The 11513-nt window shown below is 72.6% G+C and carries 11 protein-coding genes; 10 read left to right on the top strand and 1 reads right to left on the bottom strand.

The annotated features are described in order from the left end of the window. Nucleotides 1-539 (bottom strand): PH domain-containing protein (locus tag VIG79_RS08135; RefSeq protein WP_331884423.1); only part of this gene is annotated, 539 nt, incomplete at its 3' end. Nucleotides 540-595: 56 nt separating this feature from the next. On the opposite strand from VIG79_RS08135, the gene deoC reads away from it, so the two are divergent. The 10 genes from deoC to VIG79_RS08085 all read left to right on the top strand — a co-directional run bounded on the left by deoC (nt 596) and on the right by VIG79_RS08085 (nt 11330). Next, nucleotides 596-1591 carry a deoxyribose-phosphate aldolase gene (gene deoC / locus VIG79_RS08130; RefSeq protein ID WP_331884421.1) on the top strand — a complete coding sequence of 332 codons (996 nt, stop codon included), beginning with the start codon at nt 596-598 and terminating at the stop codon, nt 1589-1591. Nucleotides 1592-1616: 25 nt separating this feature from the next. Then, nucleotides 1617-3077 carry an aldehyde dehydrogenase family protein gene (locus VIG79_RS08125; protein WP_331884420.1) on the top strand — a complete coding sequence of 487 codons (1461 nt, stop codon included), beginning with the start codon at nt 1617-1619 and terminating at the stop codon, nt 3075-3077. Next, entirely contained in the window at nt 3074-3997 is a 924-nt protein-coding gene (locus VIG79_RS08120; protein WP_331884419.1) for an aldehyde dehydrogenase family protein, read from the top strand. Before VIG79_RS08125 ends, VIG79_RS08120 begins: the two co-directional genes overlap by 4 nt. Nucleotides 3998-4008: 11 nt before the next feature. Further along, nucleotides 4009-4656, top strand: a complete 648-nt coding sequence (locus VIG79_RS08115) for an ATP-binding protein (protein WP_331884418.1) — start codon at nt 4009-4011, stop codon at nt 4654-4656. Between the two features lie 4 nt (nt 4657-4660). Continuing rightward, nucleotides 4661-5491: a hypothetical protein gene (locus tag VIG79_RS08110; RefSeq protein ID WP_331884417.1), complete on the top strand. Its 831-nt coding sequence runs from the start codon at nt 4661-4663 to the stop codon at nt 5489-5491. Nucleotides 5492-5608: 117 nt separating this feature from the next. Continuing rightward, on the top strand, nt 5609-6784 hold the full coding sequence (locus VIG79_RS08105; RefSeq protein ID WP_331884416.1) for a glycerophosphoryl diester phosphodiesterase membrane domain-containing protein: 1176 nt from the start codon (nt 5609-5611) through the stop codon (nt 6782-6784). Further along, complete coding sequence (locus VIG79_RS08100; protein WP_331884415.1) at nt 6781-7548, top strand: DUF4129 domain-containing protein; 768 nt, start codon at nt 6781-6783, stop codon at nt 7546-7548. The genes VIG79_RS08105 and VIG79_RS08100 overlap by 4 nt, the downstream gene beginning before the upstream one ends. Then, complete coding sequence (locus VIG79_RS08095; RefSeq protein WP_331884414.1) at nt 7545-8843, top strand: DUF4350 domain-containing protein; 1299 nt, start codon at nt 7545-7547, stop codon at nt 8841-8843. The genes VIG79_RS08100 and VIG79_RS08095 overlap by 4 nt, the downstream gene beginning before the upstream one ends. Next, nucleotides 8840-9979: a MoxR family ATPase gene (locus VIG79_RS08090; protein WP_331884413.1), complete on the top strand. Its 1140-nt coding sequence runs from the start codon at nt 8840-8842 to the stop codon at nt 9977-9979. The genes VIG79_RS08095 and VIG79_RS08090 overlap by 4 nt, the downstream gene beginning before the upstream one ends. 58 nt (nt 9980-10037) lie before the next feature. Further along, the gene (locus VIG79_RS08085) at nt 10038-11330 is read left to right on the top strand and encodes a DUF58 domain-containing protein (protein ID WP_331884412.1); all 1293 of its coding nucleotides are present in this window, start codon (nt 10038-10040) and stop codon (nt 11328-11330) included. Nucleotides 11331-11513 lie beyond the last annotated feature (183 nt).

Below are 11513 nucleotides of genomic sequence, written 5' to 3'. Positions count from 1 at the left end.
ATCTCCCGCCCGGTCACCGCGGCGGAGTCGCCCTCGGCCACCAGCTCCGCGTACTCGGCCATCGCCGTCTCGATCATCCGGCTGGCGCTGCCTACCGTGGCACCCTCGGACGGCTTGGGCGCGTTCAGCGTGGTCTCGTCGAGGCCGAGCTTTCCGTACCCTGGGACGCCCGAACGCTTCGGGCGGTCGATGTGCGACGCCACCGCCCAGGCGGGATAGGTCTTGCCGTCGGCCCAGATCTCGAGGTTCCACCGCGGCGAGACGTCCTCGATGTGGGACCACGGGATGCTGGTGCGCCGGAACGGGTTCTCCAGCTCGACGCCGACGATGGTGAGCACCACCGCCGGCCGGATGAACAGTACCCAGCCGATCGCGACCAGCATCAGCATCGTGCCGATGAGGATCAGGGAGGGCTCCCCGGAGAACACCGACAGCACCGCCATCAGCCCGCCCAGCGACATCGCCACGATGCCGAGCGCGATCGACGCGCGCTGACGGAGCGTACGCAGGGCCTCCGGCGCAGATGTCGAACGGCTCATGGCCGGCATTCTCGCACGCAGATCTCGGCGTGCTCCGGGGCAACTAGACTCGCTAGGTGACAACCCTCGCCAGTGTCGGAGAGCGGACCACCGAGCGAGCGCGCGACATCCTCGGCGTCGGCCGGGTGACCAACCGGGCTCTCACGACCTGGCTCCACGGCCTCCCCGGAGTCGACCAGGTGGGCTGCGAGGCCCGCGCCGCCGGGCTCGGAACCCGGTCCATCAAGACCACGGCCAAGGCGTGGGGCATCGACATGGCGATCTCGATGATCGACCTCACCACGCTCGAGGGCGCCGACACCCCGGGCAAGGTTCGCTCGCTGTGCGCCAAGGCTCGGGTGCCCGACCCCACGGACGCCTCCACCCCTCGACCGGCGGCGATCTGTGTCTATGGCGACATGGTCGCCATAGCCCGAGAAGCGCTGGGCGACAGCGGCATCCACGTTGCGGCGGTCGCGACCGCCTTCCCCTCGGGACGAGCGAGTATGCCGGTCAAGCTCACCGACACGGCCGACGCCGTCGCCGCCGGAGCCGACGAGATCGACATGGTGATCGACCGCGGGGCGTTCCTTGCCGGCGACTACCTGACCGTGTTCGAGGAGATCGTCGCGGTCAAGGAGGCGTGTCGCCGCCCCGACGGCCACGACGCCCACCTCAAGGTCATCATGGAGACCGGCGAGCTGGTCACCTACGACAATGTCCGCCGTGCGTCGTACCTGTCGATGCTGGCGGGCGGCGACTTCATCAAGACGTCCACCGGGAAGGTGCAGCCCGCCGCCACCCTGCCGGTGACGCTCATCATGCTCGAGGCGGTCCGTGACTGGCAGGAGTCCACCGGGGTACAGATCGGGGTCAAGCCCGCCGGCGGGATCAGGACGAGCAAGGACGCGCTCAAGTACCTCGTCATGGTCAGCGAGATCGCCGGTGACGACTGGATGGACCCCGACTGGTTCCGGTTCGGGGCGTCCAGCCTGCTCAACGACCTGCTCCTGCAGCGGCAGAAGCTGCGCACCGGCGCCTACTCCGGCCCCGACTACGTCACCCTCGACTGAGAAGGCACCTGAGGAGCCCGCTGTCATGCCCCGCTTCGAGTACGCCCCCGCCCCCGAGTCCCGGTCGGTGGTCGACATCCGCTCGTCCTACGGACTGTTCATCGGCGGCGAGTTCGTCGAGTCCTCCGGCGACACCAGCTTCAAGACCATCAGCCCGGCGACGGAGGAGGTGCTCGCCGACATCACGGAGGCGACCGCCGACGACGTCGACCGCGCCGTCAAGGCGGCACGGCAGGCATACCGAGGCGTCTGGGGCCGGATGTCCGGCGCCGACCGCGGCAAGTACCTCTTCCGCATCGCCCGCCTCCTGCAGGAGCGAGCGCGCGAGTTCGCCGTCCTCGAGACGCTCGACAACGGCAAGCCGATCAAGGAGGCGCGCGACGTCGACATCCCGCTCGCGGCGGCGCACTTCTTCTACCACGCGGGGTGGGCCGACAAGCTGGAGTATGCGGGTCTCGCGCCGGCCGGCGGGCGGCCGCCACGGCCGATCGGCGTCGTCGGCCAGGTCATCCCGTGGAACTTCCCGCTCCTCATGCTGTCGTGGAAGATCGCGCCGGCGCTCGCCTGCGGGAACACCGTCGTCCTCAAGCCGGCCGAGACCACGCCGCTGACGGCCCTGCTCTTCGCCGAGGTGTGCCAGCAGGCCGACCTTCCCCCCGGCGTCGTCAACATCGTCACCGGCGCCGGCGACACCGGCCGAGCTCTCGTCGAGCACCCCGGCGTCGACAAGATCGCGTTCACCGGCTCGACCGAGGTCGGCAAGGCGATCGCCCGCACCATCGCGGGCACCCGCGTCCGCGCGACCCTCGAGCTCGGCGGCAAGGCGGCCAACATCGTCTTCGACGACGCGCCGGTCGACCAGGCGGTCGAGGGCATCGTCAACGGGATCTTCTTCAACCAGGGCCACGTCTGCTGCGCCGGGTCGCGGCTGCTGGTGCAGGAGTCCGTGCACGACGAGGTGATCCGCAAGCTCAAGCGACGGCTGACCACCATCCGCGTCGGCGACCCGCTCGACAAGAACACCGACCTCGGCGCGATCAACTCGGCCGCCCAGCTGGACCGCATCCGCGAGCTGTCCGGCATCGCGGAGGCCGAGGGGGCCGAGCGGTGGAGCCCCCCGTGCGACCTCCCGAGCCGCGGGTTCTGGTTCCCCCCAACAGTGTTCACCGGCGTCGCCCAAACGCACCGGATCGCGCAGGAGGAGGTGTTCGGCCCTGTGCTCTCGGTGCTGACGTTCCGGACGCCACAGGAGGCGGTGGCCAAGGCCAACAACACGCCCTACGGCCTGTCCGCCGGCGTCTGGACGGACAAGGGGTCGCGCATCCTCTGGATGGCCGACCAGCTGCGCGCGGGCGTGGTGTGGGCCAACACCTTCAACAAGTTCGACCCCACCTCGCCGTTCGGCGGCTTCAAGGAGTCCGGCTACGGCCGGGAGGGCGGCCGGCACGGCCTGGAGGGCTACGTGACGACGGGAGACGACCAGTGAGCCCCACGGCATCGCGCAAGGTCGCCGGGCCGGCGCCGCGGCTGGACGTCCGCAAGACCTACAAGCTCTACATCGGCGGCGCCTTCCCGCGCAGCGAGTCGGGCCGGTCCTACGTCGTCAGCGACACGAAGGGCCGGTTCCTCGCCAACGCCTCTCAGGCCTCGCGCAAGGACGCCCGCGATGCGGTCGTCGCGGCGCGGGCGGCGTTCCCCGGCTGGGCCGGCGCGACCGCGTACAACCGGGGCCAGGTGCTCTACCGCGTCGCCGAGGTGATGGAGGGCCGGTTCGACCAGTTCGTCGACGAGGTGTCGGCCGCCGAGGGCCTCACCGCCGCTCGGGCCCGGACCACCGTCGCCGCCGCCATCGACCGCTGGGTCTGGTACGCGGGCTGGACCGACAAGCTGGCCCAGGTCCTCGGTGGGCTGAACCCCGTCGCGGGGCCGTACTTCGACATCTCCGCCCCCGAGCCGACCGGTGTGGTCGCCGCCCTGGCGCCGCAGTCGTCCTCGCTGCTCGGGCTGGTCAGCGTGGTCGCGCCGATCGTCGTCTCCGGCAACACCTGCGTGGTCGTCACGAGCGTCGCGCGCCCGCTGCCGGCGGTGACCCTGTCGGAGGCCCTCGCGACGAGTGACGTGCCGGGCGGGGTCATCAACCTGCTCACGGGCCAGGCCGCCGAGATCGGCCCCTGGCTCGCGTCGCACCGCGACGTCAACGCGATCGACCTCACCGGCGCCGCCGACGCCGACGGCGTCGTCTGGGGCGACCTCGAGGCCGCCGCCGCCGACAACGTCAAGCGGGTGCTCCGCCCCGGAGGCAACGGGGCGACCGCGGTCGAGCCGGACTGGACCCTCACCCCGGACCTGCGGCGCGTACGCGCCTTCCTCGAGACCAAGACCGTGTGGCACCCCAAGGGCCGGTGAACGACGCGGGTATGCGTGCGACGGCGCGGGTCGTCGTCCTCGCCGGGCCCTCGGGAGCCGGGAAGTCCCGCCTCGCGGCCCGGCTGCACGCCGCCTACGGGTGGCCGGTCGTCCGGCTCGACGACTTCTACCGCGACGGCGACGACCCGGAGCTGCCGACCCGCGACCTCGGCGGGACGACCATCGTCGACTGGGACGACCCGCGCTCCTGGAACGCGGCCGCCGCCGTCCGCGCGCTGGAGGACCTGGTCGCCGCCGGCACGACGGAGGTGCCGGTCTACGACATCGCCCGGTCGGCGGCCGCCGGGACGGCCATCATCACCACCCCGCCCGGCTCGCTGGTGGTGGCCGAGGGGATCTTCGCGGCCGAGATCATCGGGGCGCTGGCCGACGCCGGGATCCTCCACTCCGCGTGGTGCGTCCGGCATCCCCGCTGGGTGACGTTCGGGCGCCGGCTGGTCCGCGACCTCGCCGAGCGCCGGAAGCCGCCCCTCGTCCTCGTGCGTCGAGGCGTGGCCCTGACTCGCGCCGAACCGGACGTCGTCGCCCGGATGGAGCGCCTCGGGGCCACCTGTGCCGGTCCGGCCGAGGTCGAGCGGCGGCTGGGAACCGGTCGGTCGAGAACCCTGCACTCTTCTCGACGGGGTGCCAGACACTGACCGGATGGGCGACTGGTTCCAGGAGACCATCCTCGACACCGGCCGGTTGCCGCTGTTCTGCTTCTTCGCGGCGTTCGTCCTGACCTTCGCGTTCATCCGCTTCTCGGTGCGGATGATCCGCGCGCAGGTCAGCTGGTGGCCCGGCAACATCACCCACGGCGGCCTGCACATCCACCACGTCGTGTTCGGGACCGTCGCGATGGTGGTCGGCGGCGTCGGGCAGCTCGCGGTTCCGCTCGAACCGATGGTGTGGCGGGCGGTCTGCGCGGCCGTGTTCGGGATCGGGACGGCGCTGGTCCTCGACGAGTTCGCCCTGATCCTCCACCTCGACGACGTCTACTGGGCCGAGGAGGGCCGCCTCTCGGTCGACGCGGTCGCGATCGCCACCGGCGTGACCGGGCTTCTGCTGCTCGGCGGCGCACCCCTCGTCGACGATCTCACCAGCCTCCAGGGCCAGGGCTCCGTGGTCTTCGTCGTCAGTCTCGTCCTGGTCCTGTCCATCAACCTCACCCTCGCGGCGGTCACCCTTCTCAAGGGCAAGCTCTGGACCGGACTGGTCGGTCTCTTCGTCCCAGTGCTGCTCGTCATCGGGGCCATCCGGCTCGCCCGGCCTCGGTCGGTGTGGGCCCGGAAGCGCTACGAGGCACGGGATGGCCACCAGGGACGGCCCCACAAGCTGGCCACGGCGCAGCTGCGGGAGGAGCGGTACCGCGAACCGGTCCAGCGGTTGATGGTCGTCATCCAGGACGCGGTCGCCGGAGCCCCGACGCCCCCGGCGGAGGAGGCCGCGCCGGAACCCGAGGTCGGCGCCGACGAGGCCCGCCAGCGGCGGTAGAACCGTCATGGCCGACATCCCCGCTTGATACCTTCTCCGGACGGACCGTCGTGGCGACGGTGGGTAGAGGCAGGGGTTGTCAGGGGTGCTCGTCAGCGACGCACGGCTGGGGGTGCCGTGAGCGGGTTCGGGCCGCCCCCCGGCGCTCCGGCCGAGGACGTGCGCCGCCGACCCCCCGCATACCTCCCGCCCGGAGGTCTCGCGACGGCGTCGTCGGCCGGTATGCCGGTCACCGCACCCGACGCCGTGGATACCCCGCTCGACGGGCTGGCCGCCCCGGGCAGCGCGGAGGCCGCCACCCCGAGCGCCGCGGCGCGCTACCGAGCCGGCAGTGTCTCCCGCGGACCCGACCGCGTCCTGCTCGTCACCAGCCACAAGCCCGGCATCATCTCGCTGCGTCCGATGAGCCTCGGCGACATCGTCGACGCGGCGGTGAAACACATCCGGCGCAACGCGGGCACCGTCTTCAGCGCCACCCTCGCGGTCCTCGCCCTGTCGGCCGTCCCGGCGATCCTCGTCGCCGCCCTGGGAGCCCACGGATCCTGGTACACCGACATCGGGGCCGACGCGGTCGTCGACCAGAGCTCGTTCTTCGGGCTGCTGCTGTTGTTCGGGATCGGGTTCGCCTCGCTGGTGCTGGCCGGCGCGCTGTCCTACTCGGTCGGCGAGGCCGCTCTGGGCCGCCGACCAGGACTAGCGGAGATGTGGGCTCAGGTGCGGCGCCGGCTGCTGCCACTGCTGGGGCTCGCTGCCCTGCTGACCGTCGGGCTATCCCTGCCCATCGTGCTGCTCATCCTGCTCGTCGCGCTGGCGACCCAGGCCAACTCGCTGCTGGCGGCCCTCGCCATCTCGCTGCTCGGCGGACTCGTCGTCGCCGCCTGGTCGGCATACCTGCTCACCCGCTCCTGCCTGGCCGGTGCGGCCGTGGTCCTGGAACGTCGCACCGTGTCCGACGCGCTGAGCCGCAGCTGGGCCCTGACCCACGGTGTGTTCTGGCGCACCCTGATGCGGCTCGTCGTCGTCGGCCTGCTCTGCGTGGTCGTCTTCTGGGTGGTCCAGCTGCCGCTCATCGTCGTGGCGTCGCTGGTCAGCTCAGCCCTCTCCCTCAGTCCCAGCGTCGACGCGTTGGTCTCCTCGCTGGGCCTCGCGATCGCGACCCTGCTGTCGATGACCGTCGTCGTCCCGTTCGCCGCCGGCGCGATCTCGCTCCTCTACGTCGACCAGCGGATGCGGCTCGAAGGGTTCGACCTCGTCCTCCAGCGCGCCGCTCGGGCCTCGGGGAACGGCTCGTGAACCGGCTCGCCGGGGTCCTCACGACGGCGCTCCCGCGAGACCTGGACCCAACGACCGACCAGGCGCGACAGTGGCTCAGCGACGAGCTGGCCCGCAGCGAGTACCAGGACACCAGCTCCCTGCTCCAGCGCCTCATGGACTGGCTCGGCGACCGGCTGGCCGACCTGCAGAGCACCCAGGGGACCGGCGGTGCCAGCCTGCCTCCGGTCGTCATCACCCTCGTCGTCGCCCTCCTCGTCGCCGGAGGGGTCGTCCTGCTCACCCGGATCCGGGTCGAGAGCCGGTCCGTGGCCGACCGGAGGAAGACCCTGCTCGGCGACAGCGTGCTCACGGCCGACCAGCTGCGCCGTGAGGCGGAACGGGCGCTGTCCGACGGTCGCTTCGACGATGCGGTGCTCGCGTGGACCCGGGCCATCGCCCGCGACGCCGAGAGCCGGACCCTGCTGCCGGACGCGCGGTCGATGACCGCCCACGAGGTCGGTGCCGCGCTCGCCGTGGCCTTCCCGTCCCAGGTGGCCGACATCAGCCGCACCATGGACCTCTTCGACGCGGCCGCCTACGGGGACCTCACCGCCTCCCGCGACGACGCCATGACCACCCGGTCGACCGATGCGGCGCTCCACGCGGCCAAGCCGGTCCTGCCGCCGCGGAACGCCAGGGGTTCCCGGGGCGACGACGGTACGCCTCCTCCCCCGACCCAGCCGGGCTCCGGTTCCGGCGACACGGAGCCGGACTCGGTCTGGCTCACCGGGGTGCGGTCGTGACCACCGAGCTCTGGGAGCGCTCCGCCGAGGCGGCGGCCGAGTCCACCACCGAGGGCTGGCCGGGCGGAGCCTCGCCGGACGGCGACTCGCCGGGGGGCACCTCGTCCGGCGGCGCCGCGCGGAGAGCCCGCGGCTGGCGTCGGCGCTGGGTGCTCGTGGCGGTCCTCGCCGCCGCGGTCGTCGCCGTCGCCTTCCTCTTCGTGTCGCAGGGTCCCGGACCGGCCAGCTCGGCACCGCTCGACCCGCGCAACCCGACAGCCAATGGCGCCCAGGCGCTCGCTCGGGTGCTCGAGTCCCAGGGCGTCCGCGTGGTTGTCGCGCGGGGCGAGGCCGAGCTCGAGCGGGCCGGGGTCGACGCCGACACCACCGTGGTCGTGACGCGGACCGCCCCCCTGGCCGAGTCGACGACGAAGGGGCTGGCCCGGCTGGCGAGTCGCGCCGAGCGGTTGGTCCTCGTGGCCCCGGACCGAAGCGTTCTGCGCTACCTCGCTCCCGAGGTGTCCGTCACCGAAGCCCGTCGGGCGGCGCAGGACCTCGTCGCCGCCAACTGCGGGACCTCGGACGTGAAGCCGGGAGAGACGCTTTCGCGCAGCCAGGTCGAGTACACGTCCTCGCTCGCCGACGCGGCGTGCTTCACCCATGACGGTGCCTCGGTCTACCTGTCCCTGGCCCGCCGCGGCGTGACGCCGCCCATGGTGCTGCTCGGGAGCACGTCGATGCCGGCCAACGACCAGATCACCGACGCCAGCAACGCGGCGGTCATGCTCCGCGCCCTCGGCCACTCCGGCCGCGTCGTCTGGTACGTCCCGTCCCGCGAGGACGTCCCCGCCGGCGGCGACGCCGGGCTCGGCTCCCTGGTTCCTCCCTGGCTCGGACCGGTCCTCGCTCTCGGCGGCTTCGCCTTCCTGGGGCTGGTCCTCTGGCGCGGCCGCCGGTTCGGCCGGCTCGTCCCCGAACCACTGCCCGTCGTCGTCCGCGCTGTCGAGACGACGGAGAGCCGTGGCCGGCTCTACCGCCGCGCCCGCGACGCCTCCCGGGCCGGGGCCACCCTTCAGGGGGCCGCCCGGACCCGGCTCGCCGACTACCTCGGACTGCCCCGCCCCAACCCGTCCATCTCGTCCCGCGGCGCCGACGGCTCCGACCACATGCTGGTGAGCGCGGTCTCCGCGGCCACGGGGCGTCCGGTGGGCGAGGTCGGCGCACTGCTCCTCGGTCCGCCTCCCACCCGGGACGACCATCTCCTCGGGCTCGCCGCCGAGCTCGCCGCCCTCGAGAAGGAAGTACGCCGCTCATGAGCGACACCGCCGACCACTCCGCGCCGGCTGCCCCGGACGCCCCGCGGCAGCCCCCGCCGCCGACGGGGCAGCCCGCGTACCCGGCGGCACACCCGTCCGCATACCCGCCCGACGGCCGGCCGCCGCCCGACCGCGAACCGGCGCCGACGCCCTCGCCGGCCCTCAGCCCGGCAGCGCAACAGGGTTCGGACCGCGCGCGCGAGGCGCTCCTGGCCGTCCGCCGCGAAGTGGGCAAGGCTGTCGTCGGTCAGGACGCCGCGGTCTCTGGCGTCATTATCTGCCTGCTGGTGCGCGGCCACGTGCTGCTCGAAGGCGTACCTGGTGTCGCCAAGACCCTGCTCGTGCGCGCCGTGGCCAAGGCCCTGGCCATCGACACCAAGCGGGTCCAGTTCACGCCGGACCTCATGCCCGGCGACATCACCGGATCGCTGGTCTACGACAACACGACGTCGGAGTTCGTGTTCCGAGAGGGCCCGGTCTTCACCAACCTGCTCCTCGCCGACGAGATCAACCGCACACCGCCGAAGACCCAGGCGTCGCTCCTCGAGGCGATGGAGGAGCGTCAGGTCTCGGTCGACGGGACGCCCCGGCCCCTGCCCCAGCCGTTCCTCGTGGCGGCGACGCAGAACCCGGTCGAGTACGAGGGGACCTACCCGCTCCCCGAGGCGCAGCTGGACCGGTTCCTGCTCAAGGTCGTCCTGCCCCTGCCGCCGCGAGGCGACGAGCTCGAGGTGATCCGCCGGCACGCGAGCGGGTTCGACCCGCGCGACCTCGACGCCGCCGGCCTCCAGGCGGTCGCCGGTCCCGACGACCTCGCGGCGGGCGTCGAGGCGGTTCGTGCGGTCACCATCGCTCCCGAGGTGGCTGGCTACATCGTCGACATCGCGCGGGCGACCCGGTCGGCGCCGTCGCTCTCGCTCGGGGTGAGCCCCCGTGGGGCGACTGCGCTCCTCGCGACCTCCCGCGCGTGGGCGTGGATGAACGGCCGCACGTTCGTCACCCCCGACGACGTCAAGGCGCTCGCCCACGCCACGCTCTCGCACCGGCTGTCGCTGCGACCGGAGGCCGAGCTCGAGGGCGTCTCGGTCGGGTCCGTGCTGGCCAGCGCCATCGGCTCCGTGCCAGTCCCCCGCTGAGGTTCCGTATGCGTCCTGCCCGCTTTTGCGCTCGGCTGCCCCTCTCGGGGGTCTCGCCGTGTCGGTGAGTGGGCGGTTCCCACTGCTGCTCCTGCTCGGCGTGGTGGCCGTCGTCATCCAGCCCACTCGGGAGATGGTCGTTCTCTGGGTCGGGATCTGCGTCGCCGTGACGCTGCTCGACCTCGCGGTCGCCGTGAGCCCGCGTCGGCTGGACATCCAGCGCGAACCCGTGGGCCAGGTGCGCCTCGGGGCCGACGGGTCCACCTCGCTCCTGATCACCAACACCTCGGGGCGGACGATGCGTGGCTGGCTCCGGGACGCCTGGCAGCCCTCGGCGGGCGCGACGGGTGAGCGGCACCGGCTGCGGCTGCCGGGCGGCGAGCGGCGTCGGTTCACGACGGCCCTGCGCCCGTCACGGCGGGGCGACCGGCTGGCCGACCGGGTGACGGTCCGGAGCTTCGGACCGCTCGGGATCGGGGCCCGGCAACGGTCGCTGACGGTGGGCGGCTCGATCCGGTCGCTGCCGCCGTTCGCCAGCCGCAAGCACCTTCCGTCTCGGCTGGCCACCCTGCGGCAGCTCGACGGACGATCCGCGGTCCGGATCCGGGGGCAGGGCACCGAGTTCGACTCCCTGCGCGACTACGTGGAAGGGGACGACGTCCGCTCGATCGACTGGCGCGCTACCGCCCGTCGGCAGCACGTCGTCGTCCGCACGTGGCAGCCCGAACGCGACCGTCGCGTGGTGCTCGTCCTCGACACCTCGAGGACCTCCGCCGGCCGCGTCGAGGACATGCCGCGCCTGGACAGCGAGATGGACGCCGCCCTGTTGTTGGCGGCGCTGGCGTCCCGCGCGGGCGACCGGGTGGACTTCATCGCGGGCGACCGGTGGGTCCGCGCCCGCGTGACCGGCTCCAGCCGCTCGACGTTGCTCGGTGACCTTGTCAGCGCGATGGCGCCGCTGGAACCCGCACTACTGGAGGCGTCCTGGCCGACCCTCGCGACCGCCATCGCCGACACGGCGCCGCGCCGCGCGCTGCTCGTCCTCCTCACCGCCCTCGAACCGGCCGCCATCGAGGAGTCGCTGCTGCCCACGCTCGCGGCTCTCACGACGCACCACCGGGTCGTGCTCGCCTCGGTCAGCGACCCGGCCGTCGACGAGATGGCCGCCCGTCGCGACAGCACTCGGCACGCCTACGATGCCGCCGCGGCGGAGCGGACGATCGCGCTGCGACAGCGCACCACCGCCCTGCTCGGCCGCCTGGGCGTGACCGTCATCGACGCGAGTCCGGAGGACCTCCCGCCCCGGCTGGCCGACCACTACCTGCTCTTGAAGAGTCAGGGCCTCCTCTGACCCCGCCCCCTCGTCCGAACTCAGATGTTTGTCGGTTCTGCGGGGCGGCTTCAGGGGGTCAACGCAACACCTGGCTTGATCGAGGGGTGTTGCGTTGTGGGTCGTTCAGGTCGTACCGCGATTTCTGTGGAGGTTCGTCGCCGGTTCTGGGCTGCGGTCCGGGAGGGGATGTTGACCGATGAC

The organism is Lapillicoccus sp., assembly GCF_036559105.1.
Taxonomy (GTDB): Bacteria; Actinomycetota; Actinomycetes; order Actinomycetales; family Dermatophilaceae; genus Lapillicoccus.
Note: the sequence above shows the minus strand (reverse complement) of the source record. Positions and strands in the feature narration are given on the sequence as shown.

Coding starts and splice junctions, on each gene's coding strand:
- VIG79_RS08090 (WP_331884413.1), top strand. CDS start 8,840: ATGAGCGACACCGCCGACCACTCCGCGCCGGCTGCCCCGGACGCCCCG.
- VIG79_RS08125 (WP_331884420.1), top strand. CDS start 1,617: ATGCCCCGCTTCGAGTACGCCCCCGCCCCCGAGTCCCGGTCGGTGGTC.
- VIG79_RS08110 (WP_331884417.1), top strand. CDS start 4,661: ATGGGCGACTGGTTCCAGGAGACCATCCTCGACACCGGCCGGTTGCCG.
- VIG79_RS08115 (WP_331884418.1), top strand. CDS start 4,009: ATGCGTGCGACGGCGCGGGTCGTCGTCCTCGCCGGGCCCTCGGGAGCC.